The organism is uncultured Kordia sp. (genome assembly GCF_947496985.1).
Classification (GTDB): domain Bacteria; phylum Bacteroidota; class Bacteroidia; order Flavobacteriales; family Flavobacteriaceae; genus Kordia.
Genome location: NZ_CANMEZ010000007.1, coordinates 148,784 through 169,515, shown reverse-complemented (window position 1 = coordinate 169,515; position 20,732 = coordinate 148,784). Strand labels below are relative to the sequence as shown.

General features: G+C 33.3%; 15 protein-coding genes. 10 read left to right on the top strand and 5 right to left on the bottom strand.

Annotation, left to right across the window (positions count from 1 at the left end):
* The first annotated feature begins 10 nt into the window (after window positions 1-10).
* The 3 genes from Q0828_RS17565 to Q0828_RS17555 all read left to right on the top strand — a co-directional run bounded on the left by Q0828_RS17565 (window position 11) and on the right by Q0828_RS17555 (window position 2,776).
* Window positions 11-592, top strand: coding sequence for a HupE/UreJ family protein (locus Q0828_RS17565; RefSeq protein ID WP_298424358.1), 582 nt, complete (start codon window positions 11-13; stop codon window positions 590-592).
* Between the two features lie 138 nt (window positions 593-730).
* A complete protein-coding gene (locus Q0828_RS17560; protein WP_298424128.1) occupies window positions 731-1,165 on the top strand; it encodes a dCMP deaminase family protein in 435 nt (144 codons plus the stop codon).
* A 12-nt stretch (window positions 1,166-1,177) separates the two neighbouring features.
* Complete coding sequence (locus Q0828_RS17555; protein WP_298424125.1) at window positions 1,178-2,776, top strand: S41 family peptidase; 1,599 nt, start codon at window positions 1,178-1,180, stop codon at window positions 2,774-2,776.
* Between the two features lie 141 nt (window positions 2,777-2,917).
* Here the strand turns inward: Q0828_RS17555 and Q0828_RS17550 are convergent, their stop codons facing one another.
* From Q0828_RS17550 to Q0828_RS17540, 3 genes are all read right to left on the bottom strand, one after another.
* On the bottom strand, window positions 2,918-3,520 hold the full coding sequence (locus Q0828_RS17550) for an FAD-dependent oxidoreductase (protein ID WP_298424121.1): 603 nt from the start codon (window positions 3,518-3,520) through the stop codon (window positions 2,918-2,920).
* Window positions 3,520-3,723: a hypothetical protein gene (locus Q0828_RS17545; protein ID WP_298424118.1), complete on the bottom strand. Its 204-nt coding sequence runs from the start codon at window positions 3,721-3,723 to the stop codon at window positions 3,520-3,522. The genes Q0828_RS17550 and Q0828_RS17545 overlap by 1 nt, the downstream gene beginning before the upstream one ends.
* 75 nt (window positions 3,724-3,798) lie before the next feature.
* The gene (locus Q0828_RS17540; RefSeq protein ID WP_298424116.1) at window positions 3,799-4,380 is read right to left on the bottom strand and encodes a MarC family protein; all 582 of its coding nucleotides are present in this window, start codon (window positions 4,378-4,380) and stop codon (window positions 3,799-3,801) included.
* Between the two features lie 471 nt (window positions 4,381-4,851).
* Between Q0828_RS17540 and Q0828_RS17535 the strand changes: the two genes are divergently transcribed.
* The 4 genes from Q0828_RS17535 to Q0828_RS17520 all read left to right on the top strand — a co-directional run bounded on the left by Q0828_RS17535 (window position 4,852) and on the right by Q0828_RS17520 (window position 9,664).
* Window positions 4,852-5,073, top strand: a complete 222-nt coding sequence (locus Q0828_RS17535) for a hypothetical protein (RefSeq protein ID WP_298424113.1) — start codon at window positions 4,852-4,854, stop codon at window positions 5,071-5,073.
* 188 nt (window positions 5,074-5,261) lie between these two features.
* A complete protein-coding gene (locus tag Q0828_RS17530) occupies window positions 5,262-5,831 on the top strand; it encodes a DUF3109 family protein (RefSeq protein ID WP_298424109.1) in 570 nt (189 codons plus the stop codon).
* 272 nt (window positions 5,832-6,103) lie between these two features.
* The gene (locus Q0828_RS17525; RefSeq protein WP_298424106.1) at window positions 6,104-7,084 is read left to right on the top strand and encodes a ribonucleotide-diphosphate reductase subunit beta; all 981 of its coding nucleotides are present in this window, start codon (window positions 6,104-6,106) and stop codon (window positions 7,082-7,084) included.
* A 153-nt stretch (window positions 7,085-7,237) separates the two neighbouring features.
* Window positions 7,238-9,664 carry a ribonucleoside-diphosphate reductase subunit alpha gene (locus tag Q0828_RS17520; RefSeq protein WP_298424103.1) on the top strand — a complete coding sequence of 809 codons (2,427 nt, stop codon included), beginning with the start codon at window positions 7,238-7,240 and terminating at the stop codon, window positions 9,662-9,664.
* A gap of 277 nt (window positions 9,665-9,941) precedes the next feature.
* Here Q0828_RS17520 and Q0828_RS17515 read toward each other — a convergent pair whose 3' ends face one another.
* Window positions 9,942-10,646, bottom strand: coding sequence for a DUF6503 family protein (locus Q0828_RS17515; RefSeq protein ID WP_298424100.1), 705 nt, complete (start codon window positions 10,644-10,646; stop codon window positions 9,942-9,944).
* Between the two features lie 110 nt (window positions 10,647-10,756).
* Entirely contained in the window at window positions 10,757-13,237 is a 2,481-nt protein-coding gene (locus tag Q0828_RS17510; protein ID WP_298424097.1) for an inorganic phosphate transporter, read from the bottom strand.
* Between the two features lie 249 nt (window positions 13,238-13,486).
* Between Q0828_RS17510 and Q0828_RS17505 the strand changes: the two genes are divergently transcribed.
* The 3 genes from Q0828_RS17505 to Q0828_RS17495 are packed head-to-tail and all read left to right on the top strand — an operon-like array spanning window position 13,487 to window position 20,645.
* Window positions 13,487-14,830 (top strand): deoxyguanosinetriphosphate triphosphohydrolase, encoded by a 1,344-nt coding sequence (locus tag Q0828_RS17505; protein WP_298424094.1) that lies wholly within the window; start codon window positions 13,487-13,489, stop codon window positions 14,828-14,830.
* A 37-nt stretch (window positions 14,831-14,867) separates the two neighbouring features.
* The gene (locus Q0828_RS17500; RefSeq protein ID WP_298424091.1) at window positions 14,868-17,768 is read left to right on the top strand and encodes a M4 family metallopeptidase; all 2,901 of its coding nucleotides are present in this window, start codon (window positions 14,868-14,870) and stop codon (window positions 17,766-17,768) included.
* A gap of 60 nt (window positions 17,769-17,828) precedes the next feature.
* A complete protein-coding gene (locus Q0828_RS17495; protein ID WP_298424087.1) occupies window positions 17,829-20,645 on the top strand; it encodes a T9SS type A sorting domain-containing protein in 2,817 nt (938 codons plus the stop codon).
* The last annotated feature ends 87 nt before the right edge of the window (window positions 20,646-20,732 follow it).

The following is a 20,732-nucleotide window of genomic DNA, read 5'->3' as shown; positions in this document are numbered from 1 at the left end:
TAACCTTATGATGAATGATTTTTTGATCTATTTCAAGCTAGGACTCAACCATGTACTAGATTTAAACGGATACGATCATGTCTTATTTTTAATAGTTCTTACAGTAGCTTACACATTTAAAGAATGGAAACGTGTCTTTTGGCTTGTAACTGTTTTTACTATTGGACATACAATTTCATTACTATTGTCAACGTATGGCGTAATTTCTGTAAAAGCCAACTTAGCAGAATTACTAGTATATGTCACAATTCTAGCGACAGCGTTATTCAATATATTTACAGCAGGAAAAAGTAGTGACAAAACAAAATTGGTGTTATTATTAGTAGCTGCGTTATTCTTTGGTTTAATTCATGGTTTGGCGTTTTCAAACTACTTTAAAACGATTACTTCTGGCGTAAGCGGAAAATTGATGCCAATGATAGAGTTTGCATTAGGTGTAGAAGTAGCACAAATTATTGTAGTATTAGTTGTTTTGGTACTTTCATTCATATTTCAAACCGTATTCCGATTCTCAAAAAGAGATTGGATACTAGTCGTTTCGTCAATTGTATTAGGAGTTGCCATTCATATTATTGACGTGAACTTTTTATAAAAACCAACGACTCAATTTTGGTAAAAAATTAACAACAAAGCTGTTGTGATTCCAGCAGAAACCTAATATCTTCGTTAAGAAGACAAAAGCAACTATAATAAGTTGCTTTTTTTAGCTGTAAAAACTTTAAATTTGGTCATGCCAAAACAAAAACAAGCAAAATATGATCATGCCTATTTACGCATGGCAACCGAATGGGGAAAACTCTCGTATTGCAAACGTAAACAAGTCGGCGCGATTATTGTAAAAGACAGAATGATTATCTCTGATGGATACAACGGAACACCTTCAGGATTTGAAAATTTTTGCGAAGATGAAGAAGGATACACCAAATGGTATGTGTTGCATGCAGAAGCAAATGCTATTTTAAAAGTTGCCGCTTCTACACAATCATGTGTTGATGCCACATTGTATATTACTATGTCTCCTTGTAAAGAGTGTAGCAAACTCATTCATCAATCTGGAATAAAAAGAGTCGTGTATGTAGATGCATACAAAGACGATTCTGGAATACAATTTTTACAAAAAGCAGGCGTTGAAGTAGAACACATTCCTATAGTTGACGCTTCTTAAAATAGAAAACCTTTGAATAAAACAACACAATACTTACTTCCAGTTATCATTGCCGCAGCAGTTGCTGTAGGAGTAGTTATTGGCGGAAAACTAAATTTTAGTGCTTCGCCAGAAAAACTGTTTTCTTCAAACACAAGTAAAGATAAACTAAACAAACTTATTGATTATATCGATTACGAATATGTAGATGATATTGATGTAGATAGTATTGTGGATGCTACTGTGAAAAACATCATGGAAAATTTAGATCCACATTCAGTGTATATTCCTTCGGAAGAAGAAAAACGCGTTGCTGAAAATATGCAAGGTGATTTTGTTGGTGTTGGAATTCGATTTGATATGGTAAATGATACACTAACTGTTGTACGTACTTTAGAAGGTGGACCAAGTGTAACTGCAGGAATTCAAGCAGGAGATCGTATTTTAATGGCAGACAATGATACATTATATGGTAAAAAACTGCGAAATACAGATGTAATCTCAAAACTAAAAGGAACAGAAAACACAGCTGTAAAACTTAAAATATATCGCAAAAAGACAGACGAAGAAATTATAATTAATCTGAAAAGAGCCAAAGTTCCTATCAAAAGTGTCATTGCAAATTACATGCTGACAGATGATTTAGGTTATATAAAAATCAATCGATTTGCAGAAACAACTTATGATGAATTCAAAACTGCTTTAACAAATTTACAACAAGAAGGAGCAAAGAATTTAGCATTGGATTTACGAGATAATCCAGGTGGAATCTTAGATGTTACACAGCAAATTGCGGACGAATTTCTTAAAGATGGAAAATTGATTCTTTTTACAAAAGATAAAAAAGGAGAAATAGAAAATTATTATGCAACTGATCAAGGTGAATTTGAAGATGCGCAAATTTATGTGTTGATCAATGAAAAGTCAGCTTCTGCAAGTGAAATCATTGCGGGCGCGTTGCAAGATAATGATAAAGGTACTATTGTAGGAAGACGTTCATTCGGAAAAGGATTGGTGCAGCGTCCAATGCCTTTAGGTGATGGTTCTGTGGTAAGATTAACGATTTCAAGGTATTACACGCCAACAGGTCGTTCCATTCAACGTTCATACAAAAAAGGAAACGAAGACTATTTTGATGAATACTACAAGCGATTCAAAACAGGTGAATTACAATCAATAGATAGTATAAAAGTTGCCGATTCTTTAAAATTTGAAACACCAAAAGGTAAAATAGTATATGGCGGCGGCGGAATCATTCCAGATGTCTTTGTGCCATTAAAATATACACCAGAAGAACTTTCATTAGAAAGAGGATTGCGCGCAAAAATTATTGGATATATTGATGATTTTGTTTTTGAAAAGCTAGATGAAAACAGAAAGCTTTATAGTAATATGTCTGTGTCAGAATTCACAAAAGAATTTGAAGTTAGTGATGAAATGCTTAAAGAGTACACAAAATATTTAAGTGATGTGCGTGGACAGCGTATCTACATTGAAAAATACGCAGCACAAATGAAAAGACATATCAAAGCCATTTTTATTGAGCAATTATTTGATGGAAACGGATATCAACAACAGCTCAATCAGGGAGATGCAATGTTGCAGAAAATCATTGAATTACACAAAAAATAAGAATAGAAAGTTAGCGCTATTAGCATATAGATTACTTCGTTTTTAGATTGTTAGATTTGTTAATTCGTAATGACGGAAATTAAAATTTTTTAACTACAAATTCACGATATACTTTACTTTTGAATCTACTTTTAAGAAAAACTATACCTTATCATGCACTTTCGTATGATTTCCATCATTCCAAAGAGTTAAAATATCTGTTGCTACTTGTGCGCCACTTCCAGCAGCAATGGCAAACTGACTTCGCCAACCAGCAATAGTTCCGCAAGCATACAAACCTTCTTTTATCAAATGATCTTCGTTTTTCAAATAAATACGATCTTTCTTAGCAGCAGCTCTTGGATGAGGTGCAATAAAAGTATCCAAACCATCAATTGTTAATGGTTTAGCATAATTCAAAGCAATGACGACTAACTTACTTTGATATGTATTCTTATTCGTAACAATATGAAAATTGCCGGCTTCTCCAGTAATTTTTAATACTTTTTCGTTTTCAACTTGTTGGACGTGTGGATATACTTTTTGTAAATGAGTTTTTCCCTCTTCCAAAATAACAGCACCAGTTTTTCCTTCGGGCAAACCGAGTACATTATTAAACAATGCATTCTGTAAATGAGAAGCTTTTTGGTGAATAATAATACCGACTTTTTTATCTAAAGCAAAAGGTTTATTTATTGCAGAACCTAGCACAAGCGCACATTGCATTCCTGAAACGCCACCACCAATAATAAGAGCGTCAAACATTATTTGTTATTATTAACTTTATCCTGAATCTTCTTCGAAGTCATAAAAATTAATAAAATAAGAATCGCGCAAAGCGATGCTACAATACTAATTAAAGCAACCAAACTATCGCCTTGTAATAAATTGGAGAAATCAAGTTTTGTTGCATTGTAAATACAAAGTAATGTGGCAATAACAACTAATATATACGTGAATATTTTCATTTTTTATGAGTTTAGGTAAGATATGTTGTTACGTATATCAATTATATACGTAACAACATTTTCTACATTGCAAAATTACGCAAATATTTTTTGAATTCCTGTTGTAAAAATCTTAACAGCAATTGCTAATAAAATTACACCAAAAACTTTCCTTAAAATACGAATTCCGTTTTGCCCAAGCATACGTTCAATTTTAGCGGAAGCTTTCAGTACAACGTACATAATAATCATGTTGATTAAAATAGCGATAACAATATTTAGTGGATTAAATTCAACTCGAAGCGATAAAATAGAAGTCAGGCTTCCAGGGCCAGCAACTAATGGAAACGCAATAGGAAAGACAGAAGCATCACTTAATGCACCTTCATCTTCCTTAAATAAAGTAATCCCTAAAATCATTTCTAATGCTAGAAAAAATAGTACAAATGATCCTGCGATTGCAAATTGATTTACGGTGATACCAATCAAACTCAATACACTTTGTCCAACAAACAAAAACACGGTCAAAATAACACCAGCAATAATAGTGGCTTTTCCAGATTGAATATGCCCAGTTTTACGTCTTAAATCTATGATAATAGGAATATTACCTATAATATCAATCACGGCAAAAAGTACCATACTTGCCGTTAAAATGTGTTTAAAATTTAACTCCATTTCGATACATTTTTAAATTCGCGGCAAAAGTACACTATTCGTCTAATTATCAAAGATAAAAGTTGTATTTTTTAGTTTAATTTTAGGTAAAGAAATAGCAATCATCTACGAGCGTATTTTGAGTGATAAATCGCTATAAAAATAGTATTGCTATTTGATGAAAATAATTTATGCGAATTCTCGTTTTGATAACATGGCAAAACAATTTTTATATAGTAATGGTAGCCTTATTTATAATAGGATGTAAAACGCCTAAACCCTATGTGAAAAATGAATTTTTGGACATTCTTTCAGATTCAGATTATGAGCATAAGACTGGTGAATACTACAAAAAACTATTAAAGGATAAAAATATAGATAGCTTATTGGCAATGACTACTGATTTTTATAATATAAAAATGGTAGCTAAACCCAATAAGAAGATTTTTAAGTTAGATAAAAAGAAAACCTTTTCTCTAAAAATCGTCAATTATGGAACAAAAGAGTTGTACTTGCCAGAATGGTTTAGAAGAGATAAATGTGTTGTCAGATTCAGAATTGACAATCGAACTCTATAAAAAGAAAGGTGAAACGTTTAAAAAATACATTCAAGAAAAGGCAAAAACGAAAGTTTTTGTTCATAGATCTGCTAATCCAAAAAAGAGCAATGGCTTTCTTTTGACAATATATGGATTGATCTTTACGATAGGATAGTAGATGTTGGTGTATATAAGATGAAGGTTTATATTGATCTATCAAATTTCGGGTATTTTAAAATGCTAGAAACTACGATGATTTTTGAAGTGAAACCTTAATGAAACAATAATATACTCACAAAATATAATTAACAAGTTCTACAGAATGAATTGAGTTATAAATAGAGAAAAAAGTATATTTGCAGCATGTTTCAATTAGGAAAAACCATCGTTTCAGAAGATATTATCGAAAAGGATTTTGTGTGTAATCTTCATGCTTGTAAAGGAATTTGTTGTGTAGAAGGAGATGCCGGTGCGCCGTTAGATCAGGATGAAATCAAAATACTAGATGACATTTATGATACGGTAAAACCATTTCTTCGCAAAGAGGGCATTGAAGCAATTGAACAACAAGGAACCTATATTGTAAGAGACAATGGCGATTTAGAAACTCCATTAGTAAATGGTGCAGAATGTGCGTATGTTACTTTTGATGACAAGCAAACTGCTTTGTGCGGAATTGAAGAAGCATATAATAAAGGTTTGGTCGATTGGAAAAAACCAATTTCTTGTCATTTATATCCAGTTCGAATTGAAGAATATAGTGATTTTGCCGCAGTAAACTATCACAAATGGCAAATATGCGATGATGCTTGTACTTTAGGAAAAGAATTACAAGTACCTGTGTACAAATTTGTAAAAGATGCATTGGTTCGAAAATTTGGAGAAGATTGGTATTCCGAATTAGAGAAGACAGCGCAAAAATTAGGTCGCTAAATTTTCAAAATTTCATTTTCTCATTTTTTTTTAAAATCTCTTAGTTTATCGCTGCTAGCAAAGAATTGAATGTTGTAACTTATTGAAAATCAATACAAAATGCCATTTTCAAAAATCGTTAAAAAGTAGGAAAAAACTGTACTGTTGTTAAAAACTCACGAACATTGTGAATAAGTTACACTTTCATTTCCGAACACATTTTTCCATCTTTGTTATTCCCAAATCAAACAATAGTCTTTTACCCAATTTTACATTAAAAACTCGATAATTTTATGTCATCAGCAATAGAACCCATCTTACAAGAAAACAAAGACAGATTTGTGATTTTTCCAATCAAACATGCAGATATTTGGGAATGGTATAAGAAATCTGAAGCTAGTTTTTGGACGGCTGAAGAAATTGATCTTCACCAAGATTTGACAGATTGGACCACAAAATTGAATGATGACGAGCGTTATTTTATAAAACATATTTTAGCATTTTTTGCTGCATCTGATGGAATTGTAAATGAAAACTTAGCAGAAAACTTCGTGAATGAAGTGCAATATTCTGAAGCTAAATTTTTCTACGGTTTCCAAATCATGATGGAAAACATTCATTCAGAAACATATTCTCTATTAATAGATACCTATGTAAAGGATGAAAAAGAAAAAGATATGCTGTTTAAGGCAATCGATAATTTCCCTGCAATCAAAAAGAAAGCAGATTGGGCTTTGCAATGGATTGAATCACCAAGTTTTGCAGAACGTTTAATAGCGTTTGCTGCAGTAGAAGGTATATTCTTTTCAGGAGCTTTCTGTTCTATATATTGGTTAAAGAAAAGAGGAATTATGCCTGGATTAACGTTTTCTAACGAGTTAATCTCTCGTGATGAAGGTGTACACTGTGATTTTGCAGTACACTTACACAATAATCACCTTATAAACAAAGTTCCTAAAGAACGTATCCGCGGAATTATTGTGGATGCATTGAACATTGAACGTGAATTTATCACAGAATCATTACCAGTAAGTCTTATTGGAATGAACGCTAAATTAATGACTCAATACTTAGAGTTTGTTACGGACAGACTTTTACAAGAATTAGGTTGTGAAAAAGAGTATAATGTATCAAATCCATTCGATTTTATGGATATGATTTCCCTTCAAGGTAAAACAAACTTCTTCGAAAAAAGAGTATCTGAATATCAAAAAGCAGGTGTCTTGAATAAAGAAGAAGAGTCAGACAAATTTAGCTTTGACGCTGATTTCTAGTTAACAAAATCCCTAAATTTTGATTGATTGTAGTCAAAATTTAAAAATACATAACAAAATACCTGAGATGCTAATTTTTTCGCCGAAAAATTAGTAAAATAACTAACCCCTTTTCTGAACGAAATTCAGAATAATTAAAAAATAGACGAGCATATGTTTGTAGTAAAAAGAGATGGAAGAAAAGAGCCAATGATGTTTGACAAGATCACTTCAAGAGTGAGAAAGTTATGCTATGGTTTAAACGATTTGGTAGATCCTGTAAAGGTTGCTATGCGTGTAATTGAAGGATTATACGATGGTGTTACCACTTCAGAATTAGATAACTTGGCCGCAGAAATTGCCGCCACAATGACGACTACGCACCCTGATTATGCTCGATTAGCTGCGCGTATTTCCGTATCAAACTTACATAAGAATACAAAGAAATCATTCTCAGAAACAATGGTTGACTTGTATGAATATGTAAACCCAAGAACAGGAAAAAAAGCGCCGTTATTATCGGATGAAGTATATAATGTAATTATGGAAAATGCAGATCGTTTAGATTCTACCATTATCTATAATCGAGATTTTGGATATGATTATTTCGGATTCAAAACATTAGAGCGTTCATACTTACTAAAATTAAATGGAAAAATAGCAGAACGTCCACAGCATATGTTAATGCGTGTTTCTGTTGGAATTCATTTAAATGATTTAGATGCAGCACTTGAAACGTATGAGTTAATGTCTAAAAAGTATTTTACACATGCAACTCCAACGTTATTCAACTCAGGAACACCAAAACCTCAAATGTCATCATGTTTCTTATTAGCAATGCAAGATGATAGTATTGACGGAATTTACGATACATTAAAACAAACGGCGAAAATATCACAATCAGCAGGAGGAATTGGTTTGTCTATCCATAACGTTCGTGCTACAGGATCATACATTGCAGGTACCAATGGAACTAGTAATGGAATTGTTCCAATGTTACGTGTATACAATGATACTGCTCGTTACGTAGATCAAGGTGGAGGAAAACGTAAAGGTTCATTTGCTATTTATGTAGAACCTTGGCATGCTGATATTTTTGACTTCTTAGACTTAAAGAAAAACCACGGTAAAGAAGAAATGCGTGCGCGTGATTTATTCTATGCAATGTGGATTCCAGATTTATTCATGAAAAGAGTACAAGAAGATGCTTCTTGGACATTAATGTGTCCAAATGAATGCCCAAACTTGTTCAACGTACATAGTGATGAGTTTGAAGCATTGTACTTAAAGTATGAATCAGCTGGAAAAGGAAGAAAAACAATTAAGGCTCGTGAACTGTGGGAGAAAATCCTAGAATCTCAAATTGAGACAGGAACACCTTATATGTTATATAAAGATGCTGCAAACCGTAAATCGAATCAAAAGAATTTAGGTACGATTCGTTCGTCAAACTTATGTACGGAAATCATGGAATACACTTCTCCTGATGAAGTAGCAGTTTGTAACTTGGCTTCTATTGCATTACCAATGTTTGTAAAAGGAAACGAGTTTGATCATAAAGAATTATTCAGAGTTACCAAACGTGTAACGAAGAACTTAAATACCGTAATTGATCGTAATTACTATCCTGTAAAAGAAGCAGAAAACTCTAACTTCCGTCATCGTCCAATTGGATTAGGTGTACAAGGATTAGCAGATACGTTCATTAAATTACGTATGCCATTTACATCTGATGAAGCTAAAAAACTGAACCAAGAAATCTTTGAAACATTGTATTTTGCAGCAGTTACAGCTTCTATGGAGTTAGCAAAAGTAGAAGGTCCATATCAAACATATGAAGGTTCGCCAATATCACAAGGAGAATTCCAACATAATTTATGGGGAATTAAAGATGAAGAATTAAGTGGTCGTTGGGACTGGGGAAAATTGCGTAAGCAAGTTGCTAAAAATGGAGTGCGTAACTCATTATTAGTAGCACCAATGCCAACAGCATCTACATCTCAAATTCTTGGAAACAACGAATGTTTTGAGCCATATACATCAAACATTTACACACGTAGAGTACTTTCAGGTGAGTTTATTGTGGTAAATAAACATTTATTAGAAGATTTAGTAAACTTAAACCTTTGGACAGAAGACTTGAAGCAAGAATTGATGCGTGCGAATGGATCTATCCAACACATTGAAGAAATTCCACAAGATATTAAAGACTTGTACAAAACGGTTTGGGAATTAAGTATGAAAGATATCATTGATATGTCTCGTCACAGAGGATATTTCATTGATCAATCACAATCACTAAACCTGTTTATGGAAGGTGCAACAATGGCGAAATTAACGTCTATGCACTTCTATGCTTGGAAATCTGGATTGAAAACTGGAATGTATTACTTACGTACAAAATCGGCAGTAGATGCAATTAAATTTACGGTAAGTAAAGCTGCAAAGTCTGAACCTGTTGCTGTTGAAGCTGCAACAGTTGCTTCTGGAGAAAAACAAAAACCAGTTGCTGTAGAGCCATTAACGCCACAAGAATTACAGGAAATGTTATCAAAAGCGAGAGAAAGCGAAGATGACGATTGCTTAATGTGTGGTTCGTAAATTATAGCGATTTTATATAAAACATAGATATTAAAAAAGGGGAACGTTTATATAGCGTTCCCCTTTTTAATTTTATATATAATACGTCACTTCGAATGATTTTTTATCATATTGAGCGTAGTCGAAATAGATAAAAAATTGTATCGTGAAGTACACAGAAGCATTATTTGTAAAAACTATTTTATGTGATACTGAATCAAGTTCAGGATGCGACGTCAGAATTCTAACAATCTAATATCTCGTAGCGTAGCGGTCTAAAATCTAAAAGCGAAGCGATCTATTTCAAAATATCTGTCCCTAAATACCCATTATCCTTGTTATAATACCAAGCGCGTTTTTTTGGCATTTTAATATCGTTAATTGTAGCTTCTTCAGTTAATAAAATGTATTCTCCATCGTTTTTAGATTCATCTTTAAAAAACTGATACACTTCCATTGCGTAGGTTTTAGGATTAAAATAAAAGTACCAAGTGTCTTTTCCAATACTTTCTTTGTAGGTAACTTTTAAGACTAAATATTCTTTTCCTTTAAAGGTTTTTTTAATGACTTTCGGATCAATAATAGTTCCGTTATCTTTTAATTTCATTGGTAAACCATATAAATACGTATAATAGTTCTTGTATAAATTGGCGCGTTTACAACTCAATTTATTTTCCTTTAATTCTTCATTAGAAAGGTCTCTTTCTCCATTAAAAACAATTTTACAATCACTTTTTTCTACAGTATATTCTGTTGTTTTTTTATCGCTTGTAGCTTTTACATAAAAATACTCTTCAGGCAAATTAATTTTGATAACACTTACGCGATCAGGGTTTTTAGGTGTTTCCATAGTAACATTCAGTGTTCCGTTGAAGGTTTTCCAATTCCCGTTTGGATCGTGATACTGAATAGCTTTTTCAAGTAATTGTTGTCCAGTAAGCTCTTGTCCGTATGAGAAAGCGGTAAACAGCAATAAGATGTATGTAAAAAATGATGTGTTCATGAGTTTAGTTTTAAATTGGTGTGTCTAAGATAGAAATTTTGAATTAGATCAAAACAAAAAAAACACAACCGTAACGATTGTGTTTTTTTAATATTAAATGATATGATATGTTATTCTGACTCTGAACTTGAATCTGTATCAATATCAGTTGTTTTATCTTTTGTAATCGTAATCGTAGCAGGTTCTACTGAACTATCATGGGCATTGTGATATTCTTCTAAAAGATCCATCATTGCTTTCAGTAAATCTTTAGTTTCTAATAATAAGCTAAAGTATAAAGTGGTATTCTTTGGACTCGATTCTTCTGTACGTGTACGTGCTACTTGCGTTTGAATTTTTTCATATACCAACTCAAGGACAGTTTCTTTACTAGCTAATACATCGCCAATTTTTTCAAAAGAACGAGAATCAAAAGCTTGTTTTGTATTATTAAATAAGGCTTCTAAAGCGGCATCAACTTGTTTCAACTCCTTAATTTGGTTGAACTTTAATTTCTTATGATTGTTATTAACGTGCTTTAAACTTGCTTTTGAAATGTATTCTAATGATTGTGTAATATCTTGTAAGTATCCTAAAATATTTATATAGAAATTACTCGCACCAACACTTGTCTCGTCTAAATTTTTAATAAAATAGAAAATATTGTCACGGAGTTCATCAATTTCGTTAGAAAGCTTGATGATATTTTTTCGATTCTTCTTAAGCATTTGTAAATCTTGCTTAGCTAAACCATTAATAGCGCTTGAGTAAATTCTATTACCTCTCTTTACAACATTGGCAATATTATCTGCACTTTCATGAATAACGCCTTGTACAGAGCTGCTTTCTGCTTTTTGTAAACTATCTTCTACTTTGGCTTCTTTCGCTTTTTTATTGTGTAAAATATAATTTCTAATTAATAAAAACGTAGCTAAACTTAGTAATAAAGCTAACATGATAGGTAAATGTAGGCTTAATAAGTAAGCTGTGACAGCAGCAGCAGTAAAGGCAATAAATGCCGTAAAGAACCAACCACCAATTACATTTAATACACCTGCAACTCTGTAAACGGCACTTTCCGCGCCCCAAGCTCTATCTGCCAAAGATGTACCCATAGCAACCATGAATGTTACATAAGTTGTAGATAGTGGTAATTTCATAGAAGTAGCTATCGAAATTAAAACACTGGCAACCATAAGGTTTACAGCAGCTCTTACCATATCAAAAGCAGGAATGTCTTCTTTGTTTCTATATCCTGTAATAACAGGAACTTCAAATTGTTTGTCTATTTTAGCTTGCCATGATTCAGGAACAATTGTACTTGTCCATTGTGAGGTAGCGATAGCTAAACGTACAAAGCCACGAGATAAAAAGTTTGGTTGAAAACGCTCTTTCGTATCTTCTTGGCTTGATAAATCAATAGATGTCTTAACAACGGCTTTTGCTTTGCTTGAAAACCAAAGTGTCACTACCATAATTAATCCAGCTAAGACTAAAAATATAGTTGGTGTGGCTACTTTTTTTCCTAAAATATTCATAGGGAACTGCATTGCCGTTAAACCATCTATGTTTATTGCCGGATCCATAAAAGCATCATACGATTGCCAAGCTGCAATTGGGACACCTATAAAGTTAACTAAGTCATTTCCAGCGAAAGCTAATGCTAAGGCAAACGTTCCAACTACGATGATAATCGTATAAATATTTGTTTTAAATACTGATATGAATAAATAGGATATTATTGACCATACTACTAAACTAACAGCAACAATAGGTAGTACATACATTTCTAGGAAACCACGTAATGTTAAAGAGGTAACTCCGGAAGTTGTATTTATTTTTAGAAGATCTTTTTTTGCTTTGACTAACTCTTCAATACTTGCGTAAGTTGTATCAAAACTATTATTAGCCCAAGTAAGTAATCCGTCTAAAGAACCATTGTATAGATCGTAAACGGTAGCTTTCGCATAAACAGTTCCTTTAATTCCTTTCATAAAGATGAAATAGGTGATAGCTGTTAAGGCAATTCCACCAAATAAAGCGCCAACCCAGGCTGCTTTTTGATTAAAATTATAGGATAATAATAATCGTGTAAACCATTGAATCAATGCTCCAACTGAGAACGCGACGACAACGGACAGGAGTATTCCTAATATAATATCCGTTGCTTGGGAAGTATTGATATACTGTGCAATATTTGAAAATCCTTCACCATTACTAGCCGTTTTTATCAATGCCATAGCTACTGCGGCTCCAAGTAATTCAAAAACAATGGAAACCGTTGTAGATGTTGGCATTCCTATCGTATTAAAAAAGTCGAGTAGGAGTATGTCGGTAATCATGACGGCCATAAAAATGATCATGATTTCATGAAATACAAATTGATCGGGATTAAAAATACCTTTACGTGCGACTTCCATCAAACCGCTAGAAAAAACAGCTCCAATAGCTACACCAAGGCTTGCAACAATCATAATTGTTTTAAAGGAAATAGCTTTAGAACCAATAGCTGAGTTTAAGAAGTTTACTGCGTCATTACTAACTCCAACAACTAAATCAGCAATAGCTAATACAGTCAATGCAATTATCATCAGTAAGTATATATTCTCCATATGTGGGTATTAAAAAATAATTTACAAATATCAATAGTGTTGCCAAATGTAATGTTACCATAAGGTTATATCTTACTCCTGCGAAGCTTTGTAAATTAACATGGTTTTATAAATATAACAAATAAGTCAATTTTATAAAGAAATACTATCTTTTTTTGCTCAAAAGTGGGAATGTACTTTCAATGGAGACTTCGTTTTAGCATATCAATTATTTATGTAGTATATTGCAAGGAAAAATGCTATTTACTAATGAATTGGGAACAATTACTCTCGTTAAAACGTTACGGGGATACCCATAAACGACTTCGAAAAGAACAAGATGAAACCAGATTGGGCTTTGAAGTAGATTATGATAGAATTATATTTTCCTCTGCTTTCCGTAGTTTGCAAGACAAAACACAAGTTGTTCCGTTATCGAAAACAGATTTCGTTCATACACGATTGACACACAGTTTAGAAGTGTCTGTTGTTGGTAGAAGTTTAGGGAGAAGTGTTGGAAAGAAACTACTAGAAAAGTATCCACATCTTAAAGAAGTTCACGGATTTCAATTTAATGATTTCGGGGCTATTGTTGCTGCAGCTGCCTTAGCACATGATATTGGAAATCCGCCTTTTGGACATTCAGGAGAGAAAGCTATTGGAGAATATTTTAAAATTGGAAATGGAATACAATTCCAATCACAATTGACTCCAAAAGAATATCAGGATTTATGTGATTTTGAAGGAAATGCAAATGGGTTTAAAATTTTAACTGAAAATCGCAAAGGAGTTGACGGAAGCTTACGTTTAAGTTATGCAACGCTCGGCGCTTTTATGAAATACCCAAAACAATCATTACCCAAAAAACCAACAAAGCATATTTCGGATAAGAAGTACGGTATTTTTCAATCTGAAAAAGCTGCATTTACAGATGTAGCCAATGAATTAGGTTTAAAAACCTATGGAGAAGGAGACGATATTCGCTATGTACGTCATCCACTGACTTTCTTAGTGGAAGCTGCCGATGATATCTGTTATACAATCATTGACTTTGAAGATGGAATCAATCTTGGACTCATACAAGAAGAATATGCATTAGAATATTTGATCAATTTAGTTAGAGATAATATTCAGACAGAAAAGTATAACTCATTACAATATAGAGAAGATCGTTTGAGTTATCTAAGAGCACTATCTATCAATACATTAATTAATGATGCTGCACGTATCTTTTTAGAAAATGAAGAAGCTATTTGTAAAGGAGACTTTTCAGTAGGACTCATGGAAAAGAGCAAATACAAAGCACAAATAGATGATATCATTAAAATAAGTATTGAAAAGATATATCAAAGTAAAGAAGTTATAGAAAAAGAAATTACAGGCTATCGTGTATTGCAACACCTGCTAGATACATTTATCACAGCAACAACCAACTACCACAATGATTCCCTTTCTAACTATGACAAGTTAATTTTGAAAGTTTTACCAGAAACTGTAGACTATTCTACAGACGATTTATACAAAAGGCTGATGAATATCACCAACTTTATATCTAGATTATCAGATAGTAAGGCGGTATTTTTATTTAATAAGCTCACAGCCAAAACATTATAAAAAAAATATTATTTTAGCCATTTAACCCACATTATCTATGTATACAAATTACATTAAAACAGGATTTATGCTTTTTTGTGCTATGTTCATCTTAGAAACAAATGCACAAGAGCAAGCAATATCTGTAAACAAAAGCATGAAGTTCACTAAAGATGTCTCTTCGGCGCAAGCTCAGAGTGAATTTTTGAGAAACTTCAAGTTAGACGAAAAAAATACATTCCAATCTATGATAGTAAATCAAGATAGAACAGGAATGAAGCATGAAAAAATGCAACAATACTACAATGGAATCAAAGTAGAATTTGGTACGCTCATCATTCACTCTAAAAATAATACGGTAAAAAGTATAAACGGAGAAGTATATGATGGTCTTGGTATAAATCTTTCTCCATCATTATCTGCGCAAGAAGCTTTTAACAAAGCAACTGCACATATTGGAGCACAAGAATACTTATGGTCAAACCCTTCTGAAGCAGCTGCAATAAACTATGCAAAACCAGCAGGAGAATTAGTTTTACTTCCAGAAATGAATACATATTCGGGACTATTAAATTTAGCATATAAATTTGATATCTACGCAACACAACCTGTAAGTAGAGGTGAGGTGTATGTAGATGCAGTTACTGGAGAAATTTTATTCTACAATAAAATTATAAAACATCACAACAACGAAGGTCGTGAGTTATTGAACAATCCTGCAAACTTATTAACTGTTTCAGAAAATGAATCAGAAATGTTTGTATTAGGATCAGCGAACACACGTTACAGTGGATTACGTGATATTGAAACACGTTTAGAAACTTCTGGTTCATATACATTAAATGATGATTCTAGAAATGTATTTACAAGAGACGCTCAAAATATCCCTTTTGGTGGAGGATATATAAATAACTTTGCTGAATTTACAGATGCTGATAATATATGGGCACTTCCTGGTTTAGACAATGCTGCATTGGATGCACATTGGGGAGCAATGGAATCATATGATTATTGGTTAAATGTACACGGAAGAGATGGAATTGATGGTAACGGATTTTCTATGAGAAGTTATGTACACGTAAACAGTCCGCAAACAGGAGGAACATGGCAAAATGCTGCTTGGAATGGTTCTGTAATGTCTTATGGAGATGGTGGTGGAAATATTCAGCCATTAACATGTTTAGATATTGTTGCTCACGAAATTGGACACGGAGTTACACAATTTGCAAATAACTTAGTATATGCAAGAGAATCTGGAGCATTAAATGAAGGATACTCTGATTTATGGGGAGCTGCAATTGAATTTCGTGCTAAAGGAAATGGAGATGACTTAAACCCTAATATAGAAACATGGCAAATAGGTGAAGAAATTACACCTGGAAACGGAATTAGAAGTATGAGTAATCCAAATACATTTGGAGATCCTGATACATATGAAGGTGTTAACTGGAGAGCAACATCTACAATTGGTTGTCCTACACCGAATAATACCAATGACCAATGTGGAGTGCATAGTAACAGTGGTGTATTAAACCACTGGTTTTACTTATTAGTACAAGGTGGATCTGGAACAAATGATGTATTTGATGCATTTAACGTAACTGGAATAGGAATGCAAAAAGCTGAAGAAATTGCATACTTAATATTAAGAGATTATTTAACGCCAAACAGTACGTTTTTAGATACTAGAAATGCAGGAGTAGAAGTTGCAATTAATCTTTACGGAACCAACAGTCCAGAAGCAATTGCAACACAAGATGCTTTTTATGCAGTAAACGTAGGACTTCCATATGTTGCTTTAGATACAGATGCTCGTATAGCTTCAATAACTGATCCTGAAATTAACTGTGGTTTAGATACATTTAGCCCAGTTCTTACAATTGAAAACTCAGGAGTTACCAATGCAATTACTTCATTAGAAATTAGCTATACAATTGATGGAGGTGCGGCAACAACTACGATGTTCAATGTAAATATTCCAGTTGGAGGAACAGAAGATATTACCATTCCTGCAATTACAATGACAAAAGGATTTCATGCAGTAAGTTTTACAATAGGAACACCAAACGATCAAGATGCTACCAATAACACAGAAGGTTTTGCAATTCGTATCAACGAAATTGGAACACCACAACAAGTAAACGATTTTGAAAGCGTTGACGATGAATTAACTACATATGCTGAAGGAATTCCACAGTTATGGTCTAGAGGAACATATGTTCAACTAGGAAGTGTATTTGCATCTACAGTATTAGATGGAGATGTATATGCAACCAATCTTAATGGAAATCACTTCCAAAGTACACGTAGTTACTTATTGACTGAATGCTACGACTTAACTCAAATTACAAATCCACAAGTTGTATTTGATTTAGCGTATGACTTAGAAGAAAACTGGGATGTTCTTTTCTTAGAATATTCTACTGATGGAGGAGATAATTGGAACTTATTAGGATCTGCAAGTGATCCAAACTGGTATAACAGTGATAGAACATTTGCTTCTTCTGGAAATGCAGACTGTAACAATTGCCCTGGAGGACAATGGACAGGAACAAATACAACGATGCAAGAATATAGCTACAACTTAAGTGCTTTAAGCAGTGAAGCAAGTATTGTATTCAGATTTGCAATGGTAGCAGATACTAATACAAACCAAGAAGGACCAATACTTGATAACTTTGTTGTAAACTCAAGCTTAAGTGTTGGAGATGTTGCAAATAACAATGGCTTCTCTGTATATCCAAACCCATCAAAAGGAAGCTTTAATATTCAAGCTAAGAAAAACTTAGGTGATGTTTCAGTAAATATATTTGATATCAATGGAAGAAGTATTTACACAAAAGATGTAACTTTAACAGGAACTGTAAACTTTAATTTAGATAATTTACAATCCGGATTATACATTCTAAGAGTTGAAGGAGATAATTTCACAGAATCTAGAAAAATTATTATTGAGTAATAATAAGTATACTCATCTATAAATACAAATATCCTTCTCTTGGAAAATCGATCTATACATATGGACAGAACAAAAAAGAGAAGGATATTTTATATACTACTATTTCTAGCAATCGTAGGCTACGTGCTAAATAGTAAAAGTAAAAAGGAGTCCCAAAAAGAAGAAGTTCCTGAAAAAAGTATACAAGAAACACACGCATACTATTTAGAAAACAGTCCATTTTTGGCTTCAAAAAACTTATCACGCCAAGAACGAAAACTACAAGGCTTACCGCCAAACGCATACTTTGAACAACAATGGGAACTCACTATGAATCCCAGTTTAGGAAGACCAACTCCAGAAGCATTAGTACGCATACAAGAACAATTAGCAAATCAAAACTTACAAGAACGCTTGCCAGGAGATGCGTATGACAATGCTTGGGAAGAAAGAGGTCCTAATAACATTGGAGGACGTACACGTGCTATTCTATTCGATCCGAATGACATAAATAATGCAAACCCAGCAGACGATTACACACGTGTCTTTGCAGGAAGTGTCTCGGGAGGATTATGGGTAAATAATGATATTACTGATGCAAATGAATCTTGGCAATTAGTAACAGGTTTACCTGATAATATATCTGTTTCAGTAATTATAGCAGATCCAAATGCTGCAAATATATTATACTTAGGTTCGGGCGAATCATACATATCAGGTGATGCTGTCGGAAACGGAATCTACAAATCCACAGATAGTGGAAACACATGGCAACAAATATTTGGCGGTAACTACGGAACATCATCAGTTGATGGCGCTGCACACTATGTAGATGGTGTATTTTATATAAACGATTTAGTAGCGCGAAACAACAACGGGTTTACAGAATTATACGCTTCAGTAGCAAGTGCCGTATACAAAAGTGCTGATTCTCCATTTAATGTATTAGGATACGATGAACGTGGATTATACAAGTCAGATGATGGTGGAAGCAATTGGTCACGTTTTCCAATACAATATACAAGCGGATTATACCGAAATCCAAACGATATAGAAATTGACCTGAATAACGATATTTGGTTGACAACTACAGGTGATTTCTTCAATAACTTTGGCGGACAAATATATACGTCATCTGACGGAGTCACATTTCAACAAAAATATACTGTTCCAGGAGCTAAACGTACAGAAATAGAACCTTCATCAACAACGCCAGGAACATTCTGGATTTTAGCAGAAATAAACAGTGAAGTAGATGTGTTTTTTACAACTGATAACTTTGATACTGTAAGCGCAATGACGGAGCCAAATGACGCCGATAGTGGAATTCTTGCTACAGATTTCACCCGAAAACAAGCGTTTTACGACTTAGTTGTGGAAGTAGATGAAAATGATAACCTATATGTAGGTGGAATCGATTTATTCAAGTATAACACTACAAATAATAATTGGGATCAAATCTCAAAATGGAGAAACACTAATGGATTGCAAAATATCACAGCTTCATTAGTCCATCCAGATCAACATGCAATAGTTTTTAGACCAAACAACAACAATCAAGCAGTTATTGGAAACGACGGAGGTGTATATTATAGTGATAATTTTTCTACTGCGGTCAATGATGCAAATGCATTGGAAAAAAGAGTAAAAGATTACAATGTAACACAGTTTTATAGTGGTGCAATTGCGCAAGATGACATCATTGATGGAGACGATATTGCAGGCGGAACGCAAGATCATGGAAGTTTATCTGCGATTGATGCTGCCGTAGGAATAAATAATTTTTCTTCTATCATTTCTGGAGATGGCGCGTATATAGAAATTGACGAAGATGACGGATATGCTGTCATTTCATTTCCATTTCTCAATCATGCATATGTTCCATATCCTTCTTTTAATATTGGTGTTGGATATTTCATTGCATTTGAATCAAACGTATCAAGTTTTCGTGAAGGCGAATTTGTAAATGCAGCAGAATTAGACAAAACGCTCAATATTTTATATACAAACGCTTCAACATCTACGGGAACTTATCAAATTGGACAACACTCAAATGTAAATGGAGGCAATGGTAATGTAGTTACTTTCAATTTAACAAATTCGCTAATTGATAACGCGCCTACAGCATTAAAAATTTCTGCTGATGGACAAACATTATATGCGGGTTTAAAAAACGGTAAGCTGCTTAAAATTGAAAATGCACATACGCAAACACCAACATATACGAACATAAGTGATGCAAATTTTGTAGGGAGTATCTCTGATATTGAATTTGGTTTGAATGAAAACGAATTACTGGTAACGTTTCATAATTATGGAGTAACTAATGTGTGGTTTTCTCAAAATAAAGGTGTCTCTTGGGAAAACAAAGAAGGAAATCTTCCTGATATGCCTGTAAAAAGTATTCTGATAAATCCGATCATAACTGCCGGATCACAAGTTATTATAGGAACAGACTTAGGTGTTTGGCAATCGCAAAACTTTGACACAAGTTCACCTACTTGGACACGATCAGACAATGGAATGCGTGCGGTTTCAGTTTTAGATTTAGACCTTCGAACTTCAGACAATACAGTATTAGCTTCAACGTATGGACGAGGACAATTTACAGGTAAATTCCTATCAGGAACCTTAAAAACTCCAGAATTTATAACTGAAAATGATTTTAAAATCTATCCTACCATTTCTGATGGAAATGTGACGCTTAACGCGAATGAAAACGGAAAAACTACTCTTCTAGTATATTCTTTATCAGGGAAAAACGTTTACAGTCAAACCTTAAATCTTACAAAAAACACACCAGCCAATTTGAATCTACAAGGCTTAAGTTCAGGTGTATACATTCTTAAAGTTCAGCAAAATAATCACGTTCAAACGCAAAAAATTGTAATTAAATAAAATAGTAATGTTTATTTGTTGATTTTTTTCTGTGAATTTATGAACATACTTAAAAATGCTCTATACTCTTTTCAATAATTCAATTGT

Excerpts from the sequence above, each read along its gene's own strand:
- Q0828_RS17565 (WP_298424358.1), top strand. The coding sequence starts at position 11 with ATGAATGATTTTTTGATCTATTTCAAGCTAGGACTCAACCATGTACTA.
- Q0828_RS17520 (WP_298424103.1), top strand. The coding sequence starts at position 7,238 with ATGTTTGTAGTAAAAAGAGATGGAAGAAAAGAGCCAATGATGTTTGAC.
- Q0828_RS17515 (WP_298424100.1), bottom strand. The coding sequence starts at position 10,646 with ATGAACACATCATTTTTTACATACATCTTATTGCTGTTTACCGCTTTC.
- Q0828_RS17545 (WP_298424118.1), bottom strand. The coding sequence starts at position 3,723 with ATGAAAATATTCACGTATATATTAGTTGTTATTGCCACATTACTTTGT.
- Q0828_RS17505 (WP_298424094.1), top strand. The coding sequence starts at position 13,487 with ATGAATTGGGAACAATTACTCTCGTTAAAACGTTACGGGGATACCCAT.
- Q0828_RS17495 (WP_298424087.1), top strand. The coding sequence starts at position 17,829 with ATGGACAGAACAAAAAAGAGAAGGATATTTTATATACTACTATTTCTA.
- Q0828_RS17510 (WP_298424097.1), bottom strand. The coding sequence starts at position 13,237 with ATGGAGAATATATACTTACTGATGATAATTGCATTGACTGTATTAGCT.
- Q0828_RS17560 (WP_298424128.1), top strand. The coding sequence starts at position 731 with ATGCCAAAACAAAAACAAGCAAAATATGATCATGCCTATTTACGCATG.
- Q0828_RS17535 (WP_298424113.1), top strand. The coding sequence starts at position 4,852 with ATGGAACAAAAGAGTTGTACTTGCCAGAATGGTTTAGAAGAGATAAAT.
- Q0828_RS17550 (WP_298424121.1), bottom strand. The coding sequence starts at position 3,520 with ATGTTTGACGCTCTTATTATTGGTGGTGGCGTTTCAGGAATGCAATGT.
- Q0828_RS17530 (WP_298424109.1), top strand. The coding sequence starts at position 5,262 with ATGTTTCAATTAGGAAAAACCATCGTTTCAGAAGATATTATCGAAAAG.
- Q0828_RS17525 (WP_298424106.1), top strand. The coding sequence starts at position 6,104 with ATGTCATCAGCAATAGAACCCATCTTACAAGAAAACAAAGACAGATTT.
- Q0828_RS17500 (WP_298424091.1), top strand. The coding sequence starts at position 14,868 with ATGTATACAAATTACATTAAAACAGGATTTATGCTTTTTTGTGCTATG.
- Q0828_RS17540 (WP_298424116.1), bottom strand. The coding sequence starts at position 4,380 with ATGGAGTTAAATTTTAAACACATTTTAACGGCAAGTATGGTACTTTTT.